Genomic DNA, 23,712 nt, shown 5'->3' with positions numbered 1-23,712 from the left:
GCTAACTCCCTAAAATTAAAACTCTAGATATTTTGCCAAATCCTTTTTGGTATATTATTCTTTCGACGTTTCCATTGCCATATGTTTTTTCAACTGTTATCTCTTGACCAGATTCAGCATCGATAAAATCAATAATTTCATACCTATTTCCAGCAGAAGTCCAATTGTTTCCAATCTTAAATGGAAGCTTTAAAACAGTCTCTCTAGTATTAAGATTAAGAGTAGCTAAATCAGCAGTGGTATCTTCCCCAGTAAAAACTAAATCAATTGAATCTTTTGTAATTAGATATATTTTTTGAACTGTAGTTGCAGTATCGGTTATATTTTCAATAATAAACCTATGTCCATTATGATTTATATATTTGCTAGAAGTTTTAAATCCAGCACCTTCAAATCCACCTTTGTATTCAAAGTCTCCAGCAACAAAAAAATCAGAAACTTTATAGTTAGTATTATTGCTACATCCCATAACTAAAAGTAGAAAAACGATTAAAAATGTAAATTTCTTCATAAATTCCTCCCAATAAAAAATATTTTAAGAATTAATCCAATTATACTCTAAATAAATCAAATCTACTAGAAAAAAAGTTCTTTTGTAACATATGTTACAGCAAAATATAAACTATACTGATATAATCTATTTAGAAATTTTAAATAAAAGGAGATTAAGAAGATGGAAAAAATACCAATGTTTTGTTTTCAATGTCAAGAAACAGCAGGAAATAAAGGCTGCTCAGTAGTAGGAGTTTGTGGAAAACAACCAACAACATCAAACCTTCAAGATTTATTAATATATGTAGCAAAAGGAATCTCAATATTGAGAGAAAATATAGCTTTAGAACTAAGATTAGAGGATAAAAAATTTAATTCAGAGCTAGATTATTATATAACAAATGCTCTATTCATAACTATAACAAATGCAAACTTTGATGATAATATGATAGCAGAAGAGATTTTAAAAGGATTAAAATTAAGAGATAGATTAGAAAGTTTTATAAAAGAGAATTCAATTGAGATAAAAAGATTAGCTAATCATGATGCTATGACATTTAGAGTTGAAACTTTAGAGGAGATGAATAAAAAAGCTTTAAATATAGGAGTTTTAACTACTGAGAATGAAGATGTTAGATCTTTAAGAGAGGTTATAACTTACGGATTAAAAGGTATGGCAGCTTACTATGAGCACTCTGTAAATTTAGGATATGAAAATTCAGAGATTGTTATGTTTATCGAAAAAGCATTAGTTTCTACATTAGATAATAGTTTAGAGTTAGGAGATTTAGTAGGGCTTACATTAGAAACTGGAAAGTTTGGAGTAGATGTAATGGCATTACTAGACTCAGCTAACACAGGTAAATTTGGAAATCCAGAAATCACAGAGGTAAATATTGGAGTTAGAAATAATCCAGGAATTTTAATAACAGGTCATGATTTAAATGATATCGTTCAGTTGTTAGAGCAAACAGAGGGAACAGGAGTAGATGTTTATACTCACTCTGAGATGTTACCAGCTCACTATTATCCAGAGCTAAAAAAATATAAACATTTAGCTGGAAACTATGGAAACGCTTGGTGGAAACAAAAAGAGGAGTTTGAGACATTCAACGGTCCAATTATCTTCACAACAAACTGTATTGTTCCTCCAAAAGCTGGAGCTTCTTATGAAGGAAAAGTATTCACAACAAATGCAACAGGATTCCCAGGATGGAAAAGAGTAGCTGAAAAAGATGGAAAGAAAGATTTCAGTGAAGTTATAGAGCTTGCAAAAACTTGTGCATCTCCAACAGAGATTGAAACAGGAAAGATAGTTGGAGGATTTGCTCATAACCAAGTGCTTCAATTAGCTGATAAAGTTATTGACGCAGTAAAATCTGGAGCAATCAGAAGATTCTATGTAATGGCTGGATGCGACGGAAGAATGAAATCTAGAGATTACTACACAGAGTTTGCAGCTAACTTACCAAAAGATACAGTTATCTTAACAGCTGGATGTGCAAAATATAAATATAATAAGTTAGATTTAGGTGATATCGGAGGAATTCCAAGAGTTTTAGATGCAGGACAATGTAACGATTCATACTCGTTAGCAGTTATAGCTCTGAAATTAAAAGAGGTATTTGGTTTAGAGGATATCAATGAGTTACCAATAGCTTATAATATAGCTTGGTACGAGCAAAAAGCAGTAATCGTTTTACTTGCACTATTACATTTAGGAGTTAAAAATATAAACTTAGGACCAACAATTCCAGCATTTTTATCAGGAAATGTTTTACAAGTTTTAATAGATAACTTTAATATTGGAACTATAAGCAGTGTAGAAGAGGATTTAAAAAAATTCTAATAAATTAAAAACTATAAAAAAGCAAAAAGGTAAGGGGTGAGTATCCTTACCTTTTTTATATATTATCTAGAAACAGTTGAAATACCATTATTGATGATGTTGTAAATCTCATCTTTTGAAACTAGGTTTGCATCTCCTCTTACTGTATGTTTATATACAGAAGCAGCAGTTGCAAAGTCTACAATCTCCTTAGGTGATAAGTTGTTGTAGATTCCAAATAGTGCACCAGCAGCGAAGGCATCTCCTCCCCCAACTCTATCAACGATTTGGAAGGTATATCTAGGTGAGCTTACAAGCTCACCATCTTTAAAAACGAAACCAGTTAAAGAGTTTTCATTAACCGAGTGAGTCTCACGTTTTGTCGAAAGCAAAAACTTAATGTTAGGGAAGTTTTTTGTGATTTCTCTATAATACTCTGTTAAATCCGAATGTTCTCCTAGTTTCATAATGTTTTTAGCATCTAAAACTCCAGCAAAACAGATATCTACATATGGTAGGTAGCTAGTTAAAATAGGAGCAGCTTCATCTAAAGTCCAAAGCTTTCCTCTATAGTTGAAATCAAAACTGATTAAAACTCCCATCTCTTTTGCTTTTACCATAATTTTATCCATTAACTCTTTACAGCTATCTGAAAGAGCAGGAGTGATTCCTGAAAGATGTAAAATCTTACAGTCTTTTAAAATCTTTTCAATTTGAAGCTCAGTATAATCTAAAGTAGAGAATGATGAGTATTTTCTATCGTAGATTACAGATGAAGCTCTTACACTTGTTCCAACTTCAAGGTAGTAAGTTCCAAGTCTATCTCCACCTAAAACTATATTTTCAGTAGCTACATTGTTAGCTTTTAAATATCTGAAGATTGAATCAGAAAGTGGATTGTTTGGCAACTTAGTAACATACTCAGATTCAATTCCAAAGTTAGCTAATGAAACAGCAACGTTAGCCTCTCCACCACCATAATCGGCTCTAAAAGTATTACTTTGTACAAATCTATTGTTGTTTTCTGTAGAAAGACGTAACATAATCTCTCCAAGAGTTACTATTTTACTCATAACTAGATCTCCTCTCTAACCTTTTTAACTTTCTCAACGAAAGCTTTAGCAGCAGCAGTAATTTCATCACTCGGTCCAGTAGCTAATTTACCACCAACACCAACAGCAACTACTCCATTTTTTATCCATTGATCAACGTTATCTATTGAAACTCCACCTGTAGGCATTATGTTTGCTTGAGGTAAAGGTGCTTTTACAGCTTTTATAAAGTCTGGTCCGAATGCACTTCCAGGGAATAACTTTATGATGTCACAACCTAATTCCATAGCTTTAAGCATCTCAGTTATAGTCATACATCCTGGCATGTAAGGGATAGCGTATCTATTACAAAGTTTAGCAGTTTCAGCATCAAATCCTGGCGAAACAATATATTTTGCTCCAGCTAATATAGCAAGTCTAGCAGTTTCAGTATCAAGTACAGTTCCAGCTCCTATGATGAAGTCATCTCCAGGGAACTCTTTAGAAAGTTCTCTTATAACCTCAGTTGCTCCAGGAACAGTATAAGTAACCTCTATCGCATTAACTCCACCAGCGATACAAGCGTTAGAAATACGCTTAGCTTCGTCTAAGTTTTCAGCTCTAACAACAGCAACTACTCCAGTACTAATGATTCTATCTATAATTTCATGTTTTTTTAACATAATTTGAAACCTCCTCAAAATTCGTTTCGTTTATTTATTTAACAACCAGATTTTATAAAAAAAAAGGAAAATAAGCAATTCGAGTTTTTTAAAAAAGTTTCATATATGAAATCAAATAAAAAAAGACACTAAAAAAGTAGAAATATATTGGGAAATGTAGTAGAATATAAAATAACACTCTATTAAATTTAAGGAGGCAATCAATAATTAACCAAAACATTGACAAATATTCTCGAATGTACAAGAATGTATAAGAGGTGATAAAATGAAAAAATATGTAAAACCAAAAGATGATTTGGTAAATGAAAAATCTTTTTTACTTAATTATTGTTGTAGAATATACGGATTAAAAAAATACAAAAAGGCTTTAGCAGATGAGAAGCTATAAAATAGAGATTAAGCCTACAAAAGAACAGATTTTAAAAATAGAAAATACTTCTAATATTTGTAGGTTTATCTATAATGAAATGATAGCAACTAATGAACTTCTTTATAGTATGAATAAATTAATTGGGTCAGATAATAAATTTATGGGAGCTAATGATTTTTCAAAATACATAAATAATAAACTTTCTAAAATTTCAACAATGACTTGGATAAAAACAGCTAACAGCAAAGCTATTAAACAAGCTATGGTAAATTGTGAAAAAGTTTTTAAAAAGTTTTTTAAAAAAGAAGCTGGTTTTCCAAAGTACAAAAAGAAAAAAGATTCCTATGGAGTTTATCTTCCTAGAAACAATAAATCTGATTTTGATATTAAAAGACACAAAGTTAAAATACCTATGTTATCTTGGGTAAGACTAAAAGAAAAAGGGTATCTTCCTTTAAAATCAGAGATTACATCTTGCACCATTACAAAAGAAGCTGGTAAATATTTTGTTTCTTTCTTAGTTAATGGTGAAAATAAACTTTGTAACTCAGAGAAAACAGATGGCATCGGTGTAGATTTAGGAATTAAGGAACTAGCTTTTTCTTCTACTGGAGAAAAATTTAAAAATATCAATAAAACAAAAGTTGTTAAAAAATTAGAAAAAAAGCTTAAACGAAAACAAAAAAGTTTGAGTAGAAAATTTGAATGTCTAAAATTTAGAAAGAAGAGAGGTGAAATTGCTACAAAAAAGAATATTGAAAAAAATGTTCTATCAGTTCAAAAGATAAACTATAGACTTTCAAATATTAGAACTGAGTATACAAAAAAAGTTGTAAATACTTTGGTAAGAACCAAGCCTGAGTACATAACAATTGAGGATTTAAATGTTAAAGGTATGATGAAAAACAAGAATCTATCAAAATCAATAGCCGAACAAAAGTGGTATTATTTTAGAATGTTTTTAATTGGACAATCTAGAAAACAAAATATTGAAGTTAGGGTAGTTAGTAGAACTTTCCCATCTTCAAAAACTTGTTCTTGTTGCGGAACTATAAAAAAAGATTTAAAATTAAAGGATCGTATTTTTAAATGTAGTTGTGGATTTGAAATAGATAGAGATTTAAATGCCTCTATAAATCTAAGAGATTGTAAAAAGTATAAAATACTCACATAAAAGAGAATTATACTGTGTACCCGTAGGCTAAATGGGGAATTAACGACCACGGAGAACTAAATAAACTGTAGTAGCATAGCGAGGCAGAGTTCGTTGAAGTGGTAAAAATCAAAGACAGATACTTTTGTATATGTTTTTTGTAGCAGGAAGTAATGCAAAATTATAATGATTTATTAAAAGAGAATTTAGAATGGGTTCAAAAGAGATTGGATCTAGATAAAGATTATTTTAAAAATCTTTCAAAAGGACAAAATCCGCCATTTTTATATATAGGGTGCTCAGATAGTAGAATGCCAATAGATACATTTACACAGAGTGAGCCAGGAAGTTTTTTCATTCATAGAAATATAGCAAACCAAGTATTTTCAAATGATATGAATTTCTTAGCAACTTTAGAATATGCAGTAGAGCAATTAGAAGTAGAGCATATAATTGTTTCAGGTCACTATGAATGTGGAGGAATAAAAACAGCCCATGATAAATGTAGACACTCATCTATAATATCAAGTTGGTTGATGCCAATAAAAAAGATAGAGGTAGAACATAGAGAAGAGCTAGAAAGTCTTGAAAGTGAGGAAGAAAGGCTAGATAGACTTACAGAACTAAATGTGTTAGAGCAATTGAAACATATATTTGAACTTTCTGTTATAAGAAATAGAATAGAAACAGGGAAATATCCGAGAATACACGGATGGATTTTAGATATAAGAAATGGTAAAATAAAAGAGATGGAAATTCCTTATGATGACTGGAAAATGAAGGGGATTATTCCAAAAGAATATGAAGTTTAGAAAATTTTAAAGGAATCCTTTATTTTCTACATATATAATGTAGTTAATAAAGGATTTTATAGTTGATGGAGGGTAGATGAAAAAAATAAAGAAAAGATTCATATACTAACTAATTTTACTCAAACTTCAGAAAGACAAAGTTTTACAACATTTTCAAAAAAAGTATTTGATGAGCATTTATATATAACATCAAAAAAGAAACCAATCAACAGCATTAGAGATTTGGATAATAATAAGGTGTATGTAGTAGAAGGTTCTATATATGAAGAATTTTTAGATGTTATTATAAATAATAATGATTTAAAAATCGAGAAAATTTTAGTAGATAATGTTGCAAAATATGAAGATGAGTTTGTATTAGAGTCAAATTTAGATAATTCTATTGAGAAAAATAAAATATTAATAGGAAATATTCCAGGTAGTTCTATAGCAGTTATTAATTCTTATTCAGATTTAATACCTATTATAAATAACGCTTTAAAAGAAAGATATTCTGATAGAGTTAATAAATGGTTTGAAGATAGACGTTATTTAATATTTAAAGAGAATTTTGAGAAATCCCTATCAATTGCAGAGAAAGCTTATTTAAAAGATGTTAAAGAGGTAAGCGTAGCATATGAAGAGTTAGGAGAGATGAGTTACTTTTCCACTAAAAAAATGAGATATGAAGGAGTCGTTCCTGTTTTATTGAGAACTTTATTTGAAAGAATAGGGGTAGTTTTAGATGATAAAAGTAAGGTAAAAGAGGAATGGAATAGTATTTTTAATAGACTTAAAATTGCAAAAGTAGATTTCATAGTTCTTTCTAAGACTAAGGAGAGAGAAGAGGAGTATATATTTACTAAAAAAATTTTTGATTTAAATATCTACAAAGTAAACTGTTTGAAGGACCCACCTGACGGTAGAAAAAGAGTAGGTGTTATAAAAGATACAAGACAAGAGGATATTTTAAGAAGATACTATTTAGAACAGGATATTGTAACATATGATAACTACAACAAGATGATTAAGGATTTTGAAACTCATAAAATATATTCGATAGTAATAATAAATCCAGAAGATTTTGAAATTGGAAAATATATAGTAGAAATTCTTGATACAGTTCCAGTTAATTTAGGGTTGAAGAAAAAAAATGTTATTTTAAGAGATATTTTAAATAAAGCGATAGATAATTCACTTTATAAAGATGAGATAATAGAAAGAGCTAAATTTGAGAGTAGAAGAGAGAAGCTAGAAAAGTTAGAGTCAGAGAGAAAAAGATATAGTCAAATTTTAGGTATTGTGATTTTTACTTTTTTAATAATATTTATTCAAAGCTATCGATTGATGAAAGAGGAGAATAAAAATAAAGAGTTACTAAAAGATGATCTAACAGGGCTTTTAAGTAGAAGAGTATTCAATGATTTTTGTGATAAAAATAATGATATAGAGGGCAGTATCTTAGTTTTAGATCTCAATAATTTTAAAAAAATAAATGATTTATATGGTCATCAATTGGGGGATGAGGTAATTATAGAGGCTAGTAAATGTCTAGAAAGTATTTTTTTAAAAGATAAAGTTTTTAGAATTTCTGGTGACGAGTTTTACATATATTCATATGAAAAATATGAGATTGAAGAGAAACTGTGGAACTTAAAAGAGGCGTTTAAAAGTTCGAGACTTTTAAGACGTTTAGGGGTTAGTTTTAGCTTAGGTTACTATATAAAAGATGAAAAAACTTTACTTAAAGAAGCATTTAAAAATGCTGATTTAGCAATGTATTTTGTAAAAAAGAATAAACATCTTTGGTATAAAGAGGCAACTAGTAATTTTATAAAAGGTACTGAAAGAAAAGAGTTGATCAAAAAGAGTTTAGAGGATGCGATTGAATCTCAATTTTTTGCAGTATATCAACCTAAATTAAATTTGAAAAATAATACTTTAGAAGGTGCAGAAACATTAGCAAGATGGGAAAATCCTGAGTTAGGAAATGTTCCGCCAGTGGAATTTATTGGAATAGCAGAAGAGATAAATTTAATTTATAAGATAGATTATAAAATGGCAGAAGAAACTATAAAAAAGATTCGAGAAATACTAGATAAGGATATCTCTATAAAAGATTTTAGAATTTCATTCAATATCTCACCAGAAACATTTAGAAGAGATGATATTGTTTCTAATATAGAAAATCTTTTAGACACATATGATGTTGATGGAAAATATTTAGAGATAGAGATAACAGAAAGTATGTTTATAAATGATGTAAAAGATATAATAGCAAAATTGAGCTCATTAAAAAATAAAAATATTCGAATATCGATAGATGATTTTACAGCGGGTTATTCAACAACGGGTCTTTTGGCAACTTTACCAATTGATACTGTTAAGTTTGATAGATCTTTGATTTTAGCGATGATAGAGGATGAGAAAAAAGGAAAAGCAATTTATGTTGGATTAATAAAAATGATGAAGAGTTTAAATCTGAAAATAGTTTCTGAAGGAATTGAGAATGAGAAAGAATTGGAATTTTTAAGAGAAAACGGAGTTGATTATGGTCAAGGATTCTATTTAGGAAAGCCAACAAAAGATTTTTATAATTAAAAAAATCCCCCTAGATAATTTCTAGAGGGGTTTTTATTTTTTTATATATTTTTACATATGTTTTTTTAAGAGAGAATCGTAAGTTCCATCAGCTTTAATCTCTTCTAAAGCTTTATTTATTTTTTCTAAAAGTTCGATATTTTTTTTAGAGATAGCGATTGCATACTCTTCAGGTTCGCCAGAAGTTTCGGCTAATTTTAAAGATTTATTGTGTTTAACATAGTTTAAAGCTGTTTCAGAATCTAAAACTATAGCATCAATTTTTTTATTTTGTAGTTCCATTATAGCAGCATAAGACGCATTATATTTTTTAGATTTAACATTTTTCATCTCACTTACAACAACATCCCCAGTAAATCCAAGTACAACACCAACTAACTTATCATTTAAATCATCAAAAGTTTTAATATCTTCATTAGATTCGTTTAAAATAATAACTTGGTTAGCAGTGTAGTATGGTGATGAAAAATTAACAGTTTGTTTTCTCTCTTCATTTGCAGTCATTCCAGCGATAACTATATCAATTTTGTTCATCTCTAAAGCTGGAATAAGACCATCAAAAGCCATATCTTTAATAACAATTTCCATATCAATTTTCTCTCCGATAGCTTTAACAAGGTCGATATCAAAACCAACAACCTCACCTTTATCTAGATATTCAAAAGGTGGGAACTCAGCATTTGTTCCTACATAAAGTTTACCTTTAGCAAAACTAAGAGAACTAAGTAGTAACATTAAAACCAAAACCAAATTTTTAACAATTTTTTTCATAATCTCCTCCCGATTTAAAATATATTAATGGTTTAAAACTTTTTCTATAAACTCTTTTGCTCTAGAATGATTTTTCCCCTCGAAGAGCTCTTCAGGAGTTGTATCCTCTAAGATAGAACCTGCATCCATGAAGAGAACTCTATCAGCTACTTTTCTAGCAAACCCCATTTCATGAGTAACAACAACCATTGTCATTCCTTCTTTGGCTAAATCTCTCATAACATCAAGAACTTCACGGATCATCTCTGGGTCAAGGGCTGAAGTTGGTTCATCAAATAGAATAACTTCTGGGTCCATACAAAGAGCTCTCGCGATTGCTATTCTTTGCTTTTGACCACCAGACAATTGATCGGGGTATGCAAGAGCTTTATCTTTCAATCCAACTTTCTTAAGAAGTCCAAGAGCTTTTTCCTCTACTAACTCCTTCTTTAAATTTTTTACTTTTAAAGGCGCTAGAGTTAGATTCTCTAAAACTGTTTTATGAGGAAAAAGATTGAAATGCTGGAAAACCATTCCCACTTTAGCTCTCATCGCATTTATATTAGTACTTTGATGCATGATATCCTCTCCACTTATATAGATATGACCAAGAGTTGGTTCTTCTAAACGGTTAAGACATCTTAAAAAAGTTGATTTTCCACTTCCTGATGGACCGATGACAGCTACAACCTCACCTTTATTTATATTTACAGAAACACCTTTTAAAACCTCTAACTCTCCAAAACTTTTAAAAAGATTATCCACTTTTATCATACTTTGCTCATCCCCTTTTCAACGCCTCTCATAATTTTTGTAAATATTCCAACTAGAATAAGGTATATAAATCCTACTAAAAGAAGTGGTTCAACTCCTCTATATGTTTGAGAAGTGATTATATTTGCTGATCTTAAAAGATCAACTCCACCGATAAATCCAACGATAGATGTTTCTTTTAAAAGTGTTATAAACTCACTAACTAAAGCGGGTAAAATTTTTCTGATAGCCTGTGGAATAATAACCTCTTTCATAGCGATAGGGTAACTCATTCCAAGAGCACGTGAAGCTTCCATCTGACCTTTGTCAAGACCTTCAATACCAGCTCTGATAATCTCAGCAACATAGGCACTTGAGTTTATTCCGAAAGCTATTCCAGCAACCAAGAAAATAGGTATGTCACGGAAACCAGCAAAAACAATATTTGCAAGAATTAAAAGTTGAACAACTGCAGGAGTTCCTCTAATCAAATCGATATAAAGAATTGCAATTAATTTAAACTTTGATAGTCTTAAAAGAGCTATAAGAACTCCTAAAATAACACCAAAGAAAGCTGAAAAAGCAGTTACACCAACAGAGAATGTTAAACCTTGTAAAACATATTGGTATCTGTAACCGTCGATGAAAATTGTTTTAAGTATAGCTAAGTAATCTCCCATAAAAATCTCCTTTATTAGTATTTTAATATATAAAAAAAGTCTAAAAGTAAGTTCATACTCTTAGACCTTTAAATACAAGATAAATAATTTCAAAAAGAAAACCATATATAAAATAAAAATGGATGGTCAGCATCAAAATTACTAAGAATATAATAGAATATAGAGTTGCTTATTATTTTGTACCCTATTCCTATCTTTTCTAAGTAACATGACCTGACCCCCTTTAAAATATTCTTAACTACTAAAGTTTGATTGATTATAAACTATGAAAAATAATTTGTCAAACATTATTTTTTAAAACTTTTTTTCCTAAAAGTATCTATGGGAAAACAATCACATATACTCTTAGGAAAAAAGCTGAGCGGGGGGATGCTCAGCTTTTTTGTCAGACCCTTTTACTGCTGAATAAAAGTGTCTTTAGTGGGGGGATTTTTATTGGGAAATTAGTAGATGAATCCGTTGGAATGATTAGGGGGTCATTCCAACGATATATGTCAGTCGTAATATTATTACTAAACTGTCCAAGAAATTCCTTTAAATTTAACTTGAAAATTTTTGATCTATTTTGATTTCTACTAGTTATAACTCCAATAAAATCTTTCTTATTTTCAAAGAATCTCACATAAGCAAAAACATCAGGATGAGGTGAGAAAAACTTAACTTCTCCTTTTTTCAAAATATTTGAATTATCTCTTAAAAAAGATATTTTACGATACCACTTTAAAAGGTCTTTATCCTCATCTCCCCAAGGATAAGTTCTTCTATTGTCAGGGTCTTTTTCACCTTCGAGTCCAACCTCATCCCCATAATAGATGACAGGAACCCCAGGAAGTGTAAATTGAATTAAGCTCAAAGATTTTAGAATTCGTGTAGTTGCAGCTTCATGATATTGAGAATCTATACTGCTATTTTGAACAATCTCTTTAACAGAGGTTTTTATTCTTTTTACATCGTGACTTCCTAAAAGGTTATAAAGAGAGTAGTAATTTTCTCTAGGGTAATTTTCTTTTAAAGAGTTCATATATTTGCAAAGAGTTTCGCTATCTATACTGCCATTATAAAAGTTTAAGAGGTAGGTTCTAAGAGGGTAGTTCATAACAGAGTCGAGCTGTTTACCATTAAAATACTCTCTTCTTTGCCCATAACTAATTTTATTACTAGCATCCTCCCAAACCTCCCCAACTATTATTGAGTTAGAATCTATAGCTTTACATTTATATCTGAAGCTTTCAATGAAAAAACTAGGAAGTTCATCAGCGACATCAAGTCTCCATCCCTTGATTCCAGTTTTCATCCAGTGATTTAAAACACTATTTTCACCTTCAATAATATACTTAAAAAAGCTTGGCTCTAATTCATTTACACAAGGTAAATCTTTAATTCCCCACCAAGAGTCATACTCGTAAGGATAATCAATAAATCTATACCATGGATAAAAAGGTGAAGAGGTAGATTTAGTAGCAGATTTAAAGTAAAGGCTATCTTTTCCAGTGTGATTAAATACTCCATCTAAGATAGTATAGATTTTATTTTTTTTACACTCTTTTATCATATCTTTAAAATCTTTAAAACTTCCAAGGATAGGATCAATCTGATGATAGTTATTTGTATCATATCTATGGTTGCTAGTTGCTTCAAATATAGGATTCAAATAAAGAGTTCCAACATTTAAAGTTTTTAAGTATTTTACTTTTTCAGTTATTCCCTTTAAATTTCCACCAAAAAAATCCCAACGAGCAATTTCATTTTTTTTATTTTTAATGTACATGGGAGTGTCAGACCATTTAGCATAGATAAAACTATTATCTTTAGGAGAATTTATTTTCTTATCTCTGTTTCCATTATAAAATCTATCTGGAAAAATTTGATAAACAATACTCTCTTTAAACCAATTTGGAGAGGGACTATTTTTATAAAAAAGAGTTATTTGAAAATCAAGGGGAGAGCTTTCATAAATCTCACCAACGCCACCAAGAGCTAAGGAGTTATTTCCATAGTAGAAAACGGTATTCTCATTTCCAATTTTTAATTTAAAGTGATAAAAAATTGTTTTAGCGATTGATGGAGCTATAAAATTAAGAGACCAGACTTTATAGTCACGGTCTCCTATTTTTGTTATTTCATTTTGAATGAGTGCAATCTCGGATTTTTTGCCATTTTTTAAAATTAAAAATATTTCTAAACAGTTTATAGAACTATCAGTTAAAATTCTAAATCTAATATTTTCCCCAGCGGCAGTAGCTCCAAAAGGTGATTTGAATTCTTCATCTTGAGAGTTAAAAATTATAGAATCTTTAGCCAAAGAATATGATAGACTATTCATCTCTCTTCACCCTCTTAATATGCCAGATATCTTCAGCATATTTTTTAATGCTGTTATCAGAAGAGAACTTACCAGAGTGAGCTATATTGACAAGAGACATCTGAAGCCACCCTTTTTTATTTTCATATAGAGCATTTATCTGCTCTTGAGCTTTAACGTATGCTGAAAAATCTTTAAGCACAAAGTAAGGGTCACCTTCACCAAAAATATGGTTTAAAACATCTTTAAACTCATCATGGTTTTGAGAGAAAGTTCCATCTTTTAATTGCCCAATAACTCTTTGTAAAATAGGGTTTGAATCAAGATACTCTCTGAAATTGTAGCTACGATTTTTCTCTAAATCCATAACTTCTGAAGATGTAAGTCCAAAGATAACCATGTTGTCATCTCCAACTTCATCATATATTTCAACGTTAGCACCATCAAGAGTAGCTAAGGTAATCGCTCCATTCATCATAAATTTCATATTTCCAGTTCCAGAAGCCTCTTTAGATGCTGTAGAGATTTGCTCACTTACATCACCAGCAGGAATTATAAGTTCAGCAATAGAAACACCGTAGTTTTCAAGGAAAACAACTTTGATTTTATTTCTAATAGCAGGGTCATTGTTTACAACTTGAGCCACTGAAGTTATAAGTTTTATGATGTTTTTAGCTAGATAGTATGAAGGTGCTGCTTTAGCTCCAAAGAAGAATGTTCTAGGAACGATATCTAGTTCTGGATTTTCTTTTAGCTGATTATATAGATATATAATATGAAAAACATTTAATAGTTGTCTTTTGTATCCATGTAATCTTTTTATTTGAACATCAAAGATAGAGAATGGATTGATATCAATGTTATAATTTCTTTTAACAAATTTAACAACCTCTTCTTTATTTTTCAATTTTATTTTATCTAACTTTTCTAAAACTGCATCATCGTTTATGCATTTTAAAAAATTAATAAATTTATTGGTATCTTCAATACACTCAGGGCCACTGTTTTCAGTTACTAATTTATAGAGCTCTGGGTTTGCATTTTTTAACCATCTTCTATGAGTAATTCCATTTGTTTTGTTATTAAATTTTTCAGGATAAAGAAGGTAGAAATCTTTCAACTCACGATTTTTTAAAATTTCAGTATGTATTTTAGCAACTCCATTTACAGAGTGTGAGCCGATTATAGCTAGGTTTGCCATTCTAATTTCACCATAATTTATTATCCTCATAGAGTTGATTTTATTAGGGTCTCCATCGTATTTTTTAGAAACCTCTTCACAGAAACGTCTGTCAATCTCCTCTACTATCATAAGAATTCTAGGAACAGTCTTTTTAAACATATCGTAAGGCCATTTTTCCATAGCTTCTGCTAGGATAGTGTGATTTGTATATGCAAGAGTTTTAACAGTTATATCCCAAGCACTATCCCAATCTAAGCCTTCTTCATCAAGTAGTAATCTCATAAGTTCACCAACTGCGATAGCAGGATGAGTATCATTTATATGTACTCCAATAAAATCAGGGAATCTATGAATCGGTTGTTTCATCTCTTTATATCTTCTTAAAATTGTTTGAAGTCCAGCACTCACAAAGAAATATTCTTGCTTTAAACGAAGAAGTTTTCCACTAAAACTTGAATCATCTGGATAAAGAACTTGTGAAATAGCTTCAACTGCATATTTTTTATCTATATATTTTTGATAGTCACCTTTTTGAAGTCCGCTTAAATCGATATCCTCATCTGGAAGCTCAGCACTAAAAAGTCTCAAAGTGTTAACAATCTCTTTGCTAGAACCAAGTATAGGCATATCATAAGGAACAGCGACAATCTCTTCACATCCAGAGTAGATAGGTTCAAGCCCTTCATGAGTTTTAGTTAGAGTGACGTTTCCACCAAATTTTACAGTGACACTTTTTTCAGGCTTTTTAATCTCCCAAAGAAAATCCTCTTTTAACCAGTTGTTTAAAAGTTCTTTTTGATAACCATTCACAATTTTTTGAGTGAATAGTCCATGTTTGAATCTAATACCACATCCATGACCTGGAAATCCCAATGAAGCTAAAGAATCCATAAAACAAGCTGCTAGTCTACCAAGTCCTCCATTTCCAAGAGCTGGATCTGGCTCAAGAGCAAGAAGTTCATCTAAATCAATTCCTAAATCTTTAAGACCATCTTGAACAGTTTCTCTAATATCTAAATTTAGAAGATATGTATTTAAAAGTCTTCCAATTAAAAACTCCATAGAGAAGTAATAAATTTGTTTAACCTCTTTTTTTGTATAGAAAGTATTAGTTTCAGCCCAAGTTTCAGAGAGATAATCACGAATAAGTTTTCCAAGAGCTAAGTATTTATGTTCTGGTGAAGCTTCTGTAGGTGTTTGAGCAAAAGTAAGTATAAGCCGTTTTTTGTAATCCTCTTTAAATTGGTTTTTATTTAAGTTCATAAAAGACCTCCGTAAAGTGCTTTATATTTTTTAGCAGATTCTTTCCATTCTGAGTTATACTTCATAGCTGATCTCATAAGAGCTGTCCATGATTTTTTATCCTCATAGAAGATTTTAGCAGCATATTCTAATTTGAATAACATATCATGGGCGTTGTAGTTTTGGAAAACAAAACCAGTTCCTCCTAGTGTTGAAGGATTGAAATCAGAAACAGTATCTTTAAGCCCACCAGTTTCTCTAACTAAAGGGATAGTTCCATATCTCATAGCTGTAAGTTGACCAATGCCACAAGGTTCAAAAAGAGATGGCATTAAAAATAGATCACACGCTCCATATATTTTTCTAGCTAACTCATCACTAAAAGTGATGTTAGCAGATAATTTTTCTGGATGAGTGTATGAGTAGTAATTAAAGAGATCTTCATATTGAACATCCCCTGTTCCAAGAACAACAAATTGAAGATTTATATTTAAAATTTCATCCATAACCCACTTAATAAGATCGAGCCCTTTTTGACTAACTAAACGAGAAACTAATCCAACCATGAAGATATTTTGATCTACAGGTAAACCCAATCTTTTTTGAAGCTCAGTTTTATTGATAGCTTTTTTCTTTAGATTAGTAAGTCCAAATTTTTCATAAAGTTTATCATCTTTTCTAGGGTCGTAAAGAGAGTAGTCAATTCCATTAACAATACCGTGAACTTTATCTCCAAGCTCCACAATTAGGCCATTTAACTTTTCACCATAAAAAGGATAAGTAATCTCTTTTGAATAGTTTTCGCTAACTGTTGTAACTAAATCTGAGTATACAAGACCACCTTTCATAAAAGAAACCCCATCGTAGAATTTTAATTTATCTTCAGAGTAATATGAGTTATCTAATCCTAAAAGTTCACCTAAAATATCTTTTGAGAAAACACCTTGATATTTTAAATTGTGAATAGTGAAAACTGTTTTTGTATTTTTAAGAAGTTCATCCTCTTTATAAAAAGCTTTTAATAGCACTGGAATCATTCCAGTATGCCAGTCATTACAGTGAATAACATCTGGAGTGAAGTGTGGTATATATTTAATAGCTTCTAAAACTCCTCTGCAATAGAAAGAGAAAATCTCTCCATCGTCGTAATGACCGTAAGGAACGTGTCTTCTAAAGTAGTATTCATTATCCAAGAAATAGAAATCAACACCGTCATATTCTAAATGAAAAAGTCCAGCATATTGATTTCTCCAACCAACAGGAACTGTAAAAGAGCCTAAAAAGTCCATTTTTTCGACGAACTCCTTAGGAATATTTCCATTTTTAGGGAGTATAACTTTAGCGTTAACTCCCACTTTTTTAAGGGCTTTAGGTAGTGCAAGAGACACATCCCCAAGCCCTCCAACTTTTAAAAATGGATCAGCTTCTGAAGTAGCAAAAAGTAGATTTATATTTTTCATTCGCTTTCCTCCTTTTGAAGATTAAAACTTATATTTCTTTTGAATAACAAGAGGGTAGAAAGGGTTTCCTTCTAGATCTGTATTCTCTAAAACAACATTTTTATCTACAATAACATTTTTCAAATGAGTACCAGATTTTATAGTACAATTTTGAAGAATAATACAATTTTCAACAGTAGCACCTTTTTCAATATTTACATATCTAGAAAGTATGCTATTAACAACAGTTCCCTCAATAAAACACTCGTTTGAAATAATTGAGTTCTTTACAACAGATTCACTCAGATAGTGAGTAGGAATAGAATCCTTAACTTTACTAAAGATAGGTCTATTTTCATTGAAAAATAGCTCTTTTAATGTAGCTGAATTAATTAAATCAATATTAGTTTTAAAATAGTTAGCTAATGAGTTTAAACAAGAAAGATAATCTTTATGTTCAAATCCCATTATTTTTAAGTTATTTTTACTTCGATATATAATATCCTTTAATGGTAAATCTCTAGAGGGTTTTGATAAAATTAGAGACATTAAAAGAGATTTTTTTATTAAAAATATCTCTGTAGATATATTTAAATTCTTTTTAGGAAGATAATTTCCAAAAGCTCTATTTAGATAGTTTTTTTCATTGAACTCTAAAATATCACAACCTAGAAAAGCTTCACTTGGTTCAGCGATATTTTTATAGATAACAGTTACATCACTTTCTGAGAGTTCATGAAACTCAATAGCTTTATCTAAATCTATATTTGCCACCATATAAGTAGGAGCAATGACAACCATTTCATCCTTAGAATGTAAAAGGTCATCAAAGTTATCTAGTAGAAGATCGGTATCAGTTGCGTAATCCCCACTATGAATAGTTAAACCACCATTTTTTCTATTTAACCCCCAAGATTTTGTAACATCAAGATGATTTCTTAAAGAACGACAGTTTTTGTTAGTTAACACATGGATATTTTTGATTCCAGCATTTTTCATATATGAAAGTGGAAAATCGATAGCTCTATATTTTCCAGCAATAGCAACAGTAGCTATACCTCTATGTAAAGTTAAAGCTTTTAGAAGATCCTTACTTCCAAAAGAAGTTATAATTCCAATATAGTTTGATAACATTATTCATCCCCCCCAGTAACAAATAAAATCTCATCTTTTCTTCCATATTTTTTACCCTCTTCAGTTATACCTTTTTCACCGAGAATAATTCTATTTATGTAGCTATCTTTTTTAATAACAGCTCCAGCTAAAACTACACTATTATGAACCTTAGCTCCCTCTTCTACAACAACTTCCGCTGATAAAACAGAGTTTATAACTTCACCTTTAATAATACAACCTTCAGATATAATAGAGTTTTTAATAACAGCATCCTCTTCTAAAAGATGTCCAGGCTTATTAGTTGCCTGAGAGTAAATTCTCCAATTTTTATCAAAAAGGTCGATAGGATTTGAAGCATCTAGAAGGTCCATATTTGAAGCCCATAAACTTTCGATAGTTCCAACATCTTTCCAATATCCAGCAAAAGGATAAGCCATTAGCTTTTGTCCCTCTTCTAAAAGCTTAGGGATTATATTTTTTCCAAAATCTTTATCAGATTTTTTATCTAATTGATCCTCTCTTAAAGCTTTTTTAAGAAGAGACCAGTTAAATATATATATACCCATACTTGCTAGAGTACTTTTAGGAGTTTTAGGTTTTTCTTCAAACTCGTAAATTTCACCGTTCTCTGTGGTATTCATAATACCAAAACGTGATGCTTCCTCTATAGGAACATCGATAACAGCAACAGTAGCACTAGCGCTTGTTGAAATATGAAAATCTAGCATTTTATCATAATCCATTTTGTAAATATGGTCACCAGATAGAATTAAAACATATTCTGGATTATACATATCAATATAATTTTCATTTTGGAAGATAGCGTCAGCGGTTCCTTTATACCAACGATTTTCACTTTCTGTTGAATATGGTGGAAGAATGCTAACCCCAGCTCCTTCAATATCCAAATCCCAAGGGCTTCCAACCCCTATATGTCTGTTTAAAAGAAATGGTTTATACTGCACTAAAACCCCGACAGTATCTATTCCTGAGTTAACACAGTTACTTAAAGGAAAGTCTATAATTCTGTACTTTCCCCCAAAAGGAACAGCAGGTTTAGCGACATCTTTTGTTAATTTTTTAAGTCTACTTCCTTGCCCCCCAGCTAAAATCATTGCAATCATTTTCTTTTTCATAGTTTAAATCCCCCTTTTCTAAATATTGGTTTTAAAAATAGTGTACAAAGTGGAGCTATGTTTATAGATATAGAGAATGGTTGTTCATCCAACTCTCTATTTATTGGTTTGATTATTTCTGTATTTGTGACATTTGAACCACCAAAAATATCCTTATCGCTATTGAAAATCTCTTTATATTCAGCCATTCTAGGTACTCCAATCGAGTGATTTATATACTCATTTTTAGTGAAGTTACAAATAACTAAGATGAAATCTTCAGGATTTTCTCCTTTTCTAATAAAAGAGATTAGCTTTTGTGAATATAATTTATGGTTAACCCATTCAAATCCTTCTGAAGATGAATCTTTTTCCCAAAGAGCTGGTTCGGATTTATAAAATTCATTTAATCTACTTATATAAGTTTTCATAGAATCATGCTGTGGATATTTTAAAAGTTTCCATTCCAACTCTTCGTAATATCTCCATTCGATAAATTGACCGAATTCTCCTCCCATAAAGAGAAGTTTTTTTCCAGGATGCCCATACATAAATCCATAAAACATTCTAAGAGAATCAAATTTTTGTATATAGTCTCCACTCATTTTGTCTAAAAGTGATTTTTTACCATGCACAACTTCATCGTGAGATAAAGCTAAAACATAGTTTTCACTAAAGGCATACATAAGTGAAAAGGTAAGTAAATTATGATGATTTTCTCTTTCACAAGGTGAGTAGGACATATATTTAAGCATGTCGTTCATCCATCCCATGTTCCATTTATAGTTAAATCCAAGTCCACCCTTGTAGCTTGGGGCGGTAACTAGTGGCCAAGAGGTAGCCTCTTCAGCAATCATTAAAGGGTTTTTATATAGTTTAAAAATTATTTCATTGAGTGTTCTTAAAAAATCAATAGCTTCTAGCTTTGCATCTCCACCAAGAGAGTTTTTCAGACCAGTTTTTTCACGGGCGTACTCAAGGTATAAAAGATTAGAGATTGCATCAGCTCTAATTCCATCAATATGAAAATGTTCAAATAAAAATGTTGCACTTGATAATAAAAAGTTCTTAACAAAGGGTTTAGTAAAGTCAAAGTTAGCAGTTCCCCAAGTGGGATTTTCCCCCAATATATTGTGATCGTATTCAAAAAGCGGTGTTCCATCAAATCGATATAAACCATGAGCATCTTTACAGAAATGTCCAGGAACCCAGTCTAGAATTACCCCAATTCCAGCTTTATGACATTCGTTGACTAAGTGTTTGAAATCTTCAGGAGTTCCATATCTACTTGTAATAGAGAAATAGCCAACACCTTGATATCCCCAAGATGTATCTAAAGGATGCTCGGTAAGAGGCATTATCTCAATGTGTGTAAAACCTGTTTCTAAAATATATGGAACAAGTTTTTCAGCAATCTCTCGATAGTTTAGAAACTCTCTTCCGTCTTCTACTCCAGCTCCACGATTATAGTTTCTTTTCCAAGAACCTAAATGTAGTTCATAGATACTTGTAGGTTTTTTATAAATATTTTCTTGAGCTCTTTTATCTAACCACTCTTTATCTTCCCAATTGAAATCTTTAAAAGGGTTGTAGACAATAGAAGCAGTATTAGGTCTTATCTCAGAATAAAAGGCGAAAGGATCGCTTTTTAAAAACATATTCATATTTTTATCAGCAATCATATACTTGTAGATTGTTCCCTCTTTTAAATGAGGGATAAAAACAGACCAAACTCCAGAATCAATATCTTTAGTCATGTAGTTTTTTTTCTCGTTCCAATCATTAAAATTCCCAACAACTGATATTTTTTCAGCATTTGGTGCCCAAAGTGTAAAGAGAACTCCAGTTGTTCCATTTACTTTTTTGATGTGCGCTCCGAATTTTTTATAAAGAGTATAATCCATAGAAATTCCCCCCCTATATCTTAAATTGAATCTATTATAATACATTCTTTTATAAAAAGATATAATTTTTCAATTAATAAATAAAACTTTTTTTCAAAAAAAAGAAAATGAAAAAAGAAAATGAAAAAAGAAAATTTCTTTATGTGAAATATTGATTAAATTATAGTTTTTGAGGGGGAAATAAATAGCTTTATGTACTAAAACTAGAGGTTAAGAACTATATAAAAAATAAATGAGGAAGATTAAAAATAAAAACATTTACTTTTTGATAGAAACGTAGTATAATAATACTAGATTAATAATATGAGTTTTAAAATTTTTAGAAGAGAAACCATTGGTAACTTGAGTTTGTTTAACCTCTGATTTAAAGATTAAGATTTGTAGAATTATAAAAAATAATTATGGAGGTATCAAATGAAAGGTACAGTTAAATGGTTCAACGAAGAAAAAGGATTCGGATTTATCACTGGTGAGGACGGGAAAGATGTATTCGCACACTTCTCTCAAATCAAGAAAGATGGATTCAAGAAGTTAGTAGAAGGAGAAGAAGTTACTTTTGACGTAGTTCAAGGTGACAGAGGACCTCAAGCTTCTAACATCGTAACTGTAAAGTAATGATATTTAAGGACCTTAGAACTCAGTTCTAAGGTCTTTTTGTTTTTTGTAAAAATATATAAAGATTTACTTTTTGTTTAATAAAGGTTATAATTTACAGGCTGTATAGTAAAAATAAATCGAAGGAGAGAAAAAGATGGACAGTTATCCCAAACGCAATGTGAAAAATAACAATTTAATATTCGTTTGTAGGGGAAAGGTCTAGAATTTTTCTTCGTTTTTCCTCTGCAAAAAACAAGGAGGAAAGATGTTTGAAACAAAAGTAAAAGAACTTCTATTAAAAAAGGATTTAAAATCTTTAAAGGAGGTTCTAAATTGTGAAACTCCTATTAATATAGCTGAATTTATTGAGGCTAATGATGAAAATGAAAAGGATACTATAATACTTTTCAGATTATTACACAAGGATATTGCAGCAGAGGTATTTGCAAATTTAGATACCGATGAGCAGATAAAAATTGTGAGCTCAATAAACGATGATAAGTTGCAATCGTTATTAGAAGAGTTATACTTTGATGATATGATTGATTTTTTAGAGGAGATGCCTTCAAATGTTGTAAAAAGAGTGCTTGAAAATTATAAGCATGAAAATCGTTCTTTGATAAATCAGTTCCTATCTTATGAAGAGGATTCAGCTGGAAGCTTAATGACAATAGAGTATTTGTCGTTGAAAAGTAGTTTTACAGTTGAAGAGAGTTTACAGCATATTAGAAAATATGCCGAGGAACTTGAAACAATAGATGTAGCCTATGTCATAGATAATTATAAAAAATTAGAGGGACAGATTACTTTGAAAAAATTGCTTTCATCTCAGGATAATGAGGTAATTGGTGATCTTATGGATAAAAATATATTATCTGTAAAGACTTCAACAAACCAAGAGGATGCAGTTACTTTGTTTAAGAAATATGATTTGACAGTTTTACCAGTGATAGATAAAGAGAATATTTTAGTTGGAATTATAACAATAGATGATATGGTCGATGTTATAGAGGAAGAGAATACAGAGGATTTCCAAAAGATGGCTGCGATGGCTCCAAGTAAGGAGGAGTATTTAGAAACTTCAATTTTTGATTTAGCTAAAAATCGTTTAACATGGCTATTGGTGTTGATGGTATCAGCAACATTTACAGGTTCTATAATAAGTAAATATGAAGAGGTTATTGAGCAGATGGTTGTATTAGCTGCGGCTATTCCAATGCTTATGGATACTGGTGGAAATGCAGGATCACAATCTTCAACTTTGATTATAAGAGGAATGGCTCTAGGTGAGATAAAAATAGGTGACTATTTAAAAGTTGTATGGAAAGAGCTAAGAGTTAGTTTAATTGTTGGTTTAGGATTAGGAGCAGTAAATTTCTTGCGTATGTACTTTATATTGAAGCAGGATTTGAAAATGGCACTATTAGTTTCTATAACTCTAGGAATAACTGTAGTTATAGCTAAACTTGTAGGAGGGCTTTTACCTATAGGAGCAAAAAAATTAAATCTAGACCCAGCTATAATGGCAGGACCTTTAGTAACTACAATTGTAGATGCATTAGCATTAGTTATCTACTTCTATTTAGCAATGACTCTTTATAGTGATATATTAAAATAAAAAAAATAAATTAAATATTGACAAAATGATAAAAATATTTCATAATGCATTATGAAAATTAAAT

19 protein-coding genes are annotated in these 23,712 nt (G+C 30.5%); 7 read left to right on the top strand and 12 right to left on the bottom strand.

Annotated elements, in window-relative coordinates; genetic code table 11:
* Position 1: 1 nt before the first annotated feature.
* On the bottom strand, positions 2-511 hold the full coding sequence (locus Q0O83_RS07015) for a hypothetical protein (RefSeq protein ID WP_294095592.1): 510 nt from the start codon (positions 509-511) through the stop codon (positions 2-4).
* Between the two features lie 162 nt (positions 512-673).
* Between Q0O83_RS07015 and hcp the strand changes: the two genes are divergently transcribed.
* Positions 674-2,341 (top strand): hydroxylamine reductase, encoded by a 1,668-nt coding sequence (gene hcp, locus Q0O83_RS07010; RefSeq protein ID WP_294095589.1) that lies wholly within the window; start codon positions 674-676, stop codon positions 2,339-2,341.
* Positions 2,342-2,403: 62 nt separating this feature from the next.
* Here hcp and Q0O83_RS07005 read toward each other — a convergent pair whose 3' ends face one another.
* A complete protein-coding gene (locus Q0O83_RS07005; protein WP_294095587.1) occupies positions 2,404-3,393 on the bottom strand; it encodes a sugar kinase in 990 nt (329 codons plus the stop codon).
* A gap of 2 nt (positions 3,394-3,395) precedes the next feature.
* Positions 3,396-4,034 (bottom strand): bifunctional 2-keto-4-hydroxyglutarate aldolase/2-keto-3-deoxy-6-phosphogluconate aldolase, encoded by a 639-nt coding sequence (locus tag Q0O83_RS07000; protein ID WP_294095585.1) that lies wholly within the window; start codon positions 4,032-4,034, stop codon positions 3,396-3,398.
* A gap of 265 nt (positions 4,035-4,299) precedes the next feature.
* Here Q0O83_RS07000 and Q0O83_RS06995 point away from each other — a divergent pair, with 265 nt between their 5' ends.
* From Q0O83_RS06995 to Q0O83_RS06980, 4 genes are all read left to right on the top strand, one after another.
* Positions 4,300-4,422, top strand: coding sequence for a hypothetical protein (locus Q0O83_RS06995; protein ID WP_294095583.1), 123 nt, complete (start codon positions 4,300-4,302; stop codon positions 4,420-4,422).
* Positions 4,409-5,578, top strand: coding sequence for a transposase (locus Q0O83_RS06990; RefSeq protein WP_294095580.1), 1,170 nt, complete (start codon positions 4,409-4,411; stop codon positions 5,576-5,578). Before Q0O83_RS06995 ends, Q0O83_RS06990 begins: the two co-directional genes overlap by 14 nt.
* 152 nt (positions 5,579-5,730) lie before the next feature.
* Positions 5,731-6,369: a carbonic anhydrase gene (locus Q0O83_RS06985; RefSeq protein WP_294095578.1), complete on the top strand. Its 639-nt coding sequence runs from the start codon at positions 5,731-5,733 to the stop codon at positions 6,367-6,369.
* Between the two features lie 237 nt (positions 6,370-6,606).
* Entirely contained in the window at positions 6,607-8,949 is a 2,343-nt protein-coding gene (locus Q0O83_RS06980) for an EAL domain-containing protein (protein WP_366515954.1), read from the top strand.
* A gap of 51 nt (positions 8,950-9,000) precedes the next feature.
* On the opposite strand, the gene Q0O83_RS06975 is transcribed toward Q0O83_RS06980, so the two are convergent.
* The 9 genes from Q0O83_RS06975 to glgB form a co-directional block, all read right to left on the bottom strand.
* The gene (locus tag Q0O83_RS06975; protein ID WP_294095577.1) at positions 9,001-9,720 is read right to left on the bottom strand and encodes a basic amino acid ABC transporter substrate-binding protein; all 720 of its coding nucleotides are present in this window, start codon (positions 9,718-9,720) and stop codon (positions 9,001-9,003) included.
* Between the two features lie 24 nt (positions 9,721-9,744).
* Entirely contained in the window at positions 9,745-10,473 is a 729-nt protein-coding gene (locus tag Q0O83_RS06970; protein ID WP_294095575.1) for an amino acid ABC transporter ATP-binding protein, read from the bottom strand.
* Positions 10,470-11,132 carry an amino acid ABC transporter permease gene (locus Q0O83_RS06965; RefSeq protein ID WP_294095573.1) on the bottom strand — a complete coding sequence of 221 codons (663 nt, stop codon included), beginning with the start codon at positions 11,130-11,132 and terminating at the stop codon, positions 10,470-10,472. The genes Q0O83_RS06970 and Q0O83_RS06965 overlap by 4 nt, the downstream gene beginning before the upstream one ends.
* Before the next feature lie 385 nt (positions 11,133-11,517).
* Positions 11,518-13,455: a glycoside hydrolase family 13 protein gene (locus Q0O83_RS06960; RefSeq protein WP_294095571.1), complete on the bottom strand. Its 1,938-nt coding sequence runs from the start codon at positions 13,453-13,455 to the stop codon at positions 11,518-11,520.
* The gene (locus tag Q0O83_RS06955; RefSeq protein WP_294095569.1) at positions 13,448-15,880 is read right to left on the bottom strand and encodes a glycogen/starch/alpha-glucan phosphorylase; all 2,433 of its coding nucleotides are present in this window, start codon (positions 15,878-15,880) and stop codon (positions 13,448-13,450) included. Before Q0O83_RS06955 ends, Q0O83_RS06960 begins: the two co-directional genes overlap by 8 nt.
* Positions 15,877-17,319, bottom strand: a complete 1,443-nt coding sequence (gene glgA, locus Q0O83_RS06950) for a glycogen synthase GlgA (RefSeq protein WP_294095568.1) — start codon at positions 17,317-17,319, stop codon at positions 15,877-15,879. The genes Q0O83_RS06955 and glgA overlap by 4 nt, the downstream gene beginning before the upstream one ends.
* Before the next feature lie 21 nt (positions 17,320-17,340).
* The gene (glgD, locus tag Q0O83_RS06945; RefSeq protein ID WP_294095566.1) at positions 17,341-18,432 is read right to left on the bottom strand and encodes a glucose-1-phosphate adenylyltransferase subunit GlgD; all 1,092 of its coding nucleotides are present in this window, start codon (positions 18,430-18,432) and stop codon (positions 17,341-17,343) included.
* On the bottom strand, positions 18,432-19,529 hold the full coding sequence (locus tag Q0O83_RS06940; RefSeq protein ID WP_366515955.1) for a glucose-1-phosphate adenylyltransferase: 1,098 nt from the start codon (positions 19,527-19,529) through the stop codon (positions 18,432-18,434). The genes glgD and Q0O83_RS06940 overlap by 1 nt, the downstream gene beginning before the upstream one ends.
* Positions 19,530-19,546: 17 nt before the next feature.
* Entirely contained in the window at positions 19,547-21,433 is a 1,887-nt protein-coding gene (gene glgB, locus Q0O83_RS06935; RefSeq protein WP_294095562.1) for a 1,4-alpha-glucan branching protein GlgB, read from the bottom strand.
* 414 nt (positions 21,434-21,847) lie between these two features.
* Between glgB and Q0O83_RS06930 the strand changes: the two genes are divergently transcribed.
* Positions 21,848-22,048, top strand: coding sequence for a cold-shock protein (locus tag Q0O83_RS06930; protein ID WP_047382936.1), 201 nt, complete (start codon positions 21,848-21,850; stop codon positions 22,046-22,048).
* 247 nt (positions 22,049-22,295) lie between these two features.
* A complete protein-coding gene (gene mgtE, locus Q0O83_RS06925) occupies positions 22,296-23,648 on the top strand; it encodes a magnesium transporter (RefSeq protein ID WP_294095558.1) in 1,353 nt (450 codons plus the stop codon).
* Positions 23,649-23,712 lie beyond the last annotated feature (64 nt).

Source organism: uncultured Cetobacterium sp. (assembly GCF_945952365.1).
Classification (GTDB): Bacteria; Fusobacteriota; Fusobacteriia; order Fusobacteriales; family Fusobacteriaceae; genus Cetobacterium_A.
Note: the sequence above shows the minus strand (reverse complement) of the source record. Positions and strands in the feature narration are given on the sequence as shown.

What these genes read in the sequence shown, in the direction of transcription:
- Q0O83_RS07015 (WP_294095592.1), bottom strand. Translation starts at nt 511, where the DNA reads ATGAAGAAATTTACATTTTTAATCGTTTTTCTACTTTTAGTTATGGGA.
- hcp (WP_294095589.1), top strand. Translation starts at nt 674, where the DNA reads ATGGAAAAAATACCAATGTTTTGTTTTCAATGTCAAGAAACAGCAGGA.
- Q0O83_RS07005 (WP_294095587.1), bottom strand. Translation starts at nt 3,393, where the DNA reads ATGAGTAAAATAGTAACTCTTGGAGAGATTATGTTACGTCTTTCTACA.
- Q0O83_RS07000 (WP_294095585.1), bottom strand. Translation starts at nt 4,034, where the DNA reads ATGTTAAAAAAACATGAAATTATAGATAGAATCATTAGTACTGGAGTA.
- Q0O83_RS06995 (WP_294095583.1), top strand. Translation starts at nt 4,300, where the DNA reads ATGAAAAAATATGTAAAACCAAAAGATGATTTGGTAAATGAAAAATCT.
- Q0O83_RS06990 (WP_294095580.1), top strand. Translation starts at nt 4,409, where the DNA reads ATGAGAAGCTATAAAATAGAGATTAAGCCTACAAAAGAACAGATTTTA.
- Q0O83_RS06985 (WP_294095578.1), top strand. Translation starts at nt 5,731, where the DNA reads ATGCAAAATTATAATGATTTATTAAAAGAGAATTTAGAATGGGTTCAA.
- Q0O83_RS06975 (WP_294095577.1), bottom strand. Translation starts at nt 9,720, where the DNA reads ATGAAAAAAATTGTTAAAAATTTGGTTTTGGTTTTAATGTTACTACTT.
- Q0O83_RS06970 (WP_294095575.1), bottom strand. Translation starts at nt 10,473, where the DNA reads ATGATAAAAGTGGATAATCTTTTTAAAAGTTTTGGAGAGTTAGAGGTT.
- Q0O83_RS06965 (WP_294095573.1), bottom strand. Translation starts at nt 11,132, where the DNA reads ATGGGAGATTACTTAGCTATACTTAAAACAATTTTCATCGACGGTTAC.
- Q0O83_RS06960 (WP_294095571.1), bottom strand. Translation starts at nt 13,455, where the DNA reads ATGAATAGTCTATCATATTCTTTGGCTAAAGATTCTATAATTTTTAAC.
- Q0O83_RS06955 (WP_294095569.1), bottom strand. Translation starts at nt 15,880, where the DNA reads ATGAACTTAAATAAAAACCAATTTAAAGAGGATTACAAAAAACGGCTT.
- glgA (WP_294095568.1), bottom strand. Translation starts at nt 17,319, where the DNA reads ATGAAAAATATAAATCTACTTTTTGCTACTTCAGAAGCTGATCCATTT.
- glgD (WP_294095566.1), bottom strand. Translation starts at nt 18,432, where the DNA reads ATGTTATCAAACTATATTGGAATTATAACTTCTTTTGGAAGTAAGGAT.
- Q0O83_RS06940 (WP_366515955.1), bottom strand. Translation starts at nt 19,529, where the DNA reads ATGATTTTAGCTGGGGGGCAAGGAAGTAGACTTAAAAAATTAACAAAA.
- glgB (WP_294095562.1), bottom strand. Translation starts at nt 21,433, where the DNA reads ATGGATTATACTCTTTATAAAAAATTCGGAGCGCACATCAAAAAAGTA.
- Q0O83_RS06930 (WP_047382936.1), top strand. Translation starts at nt 21,848, where the DNA reads ATGAAAGGTACAGTTAAATGGTTCAACGAAGAAAAAGGATTCGGATTT.
- mgtE (WP_294095558.1), top strand. Translation starts at nt 22,296, where the DNA reads ATGTTTGAAACAAAAGTAAAAGAACTTCTATTAAAAAAGGATTTAAAA.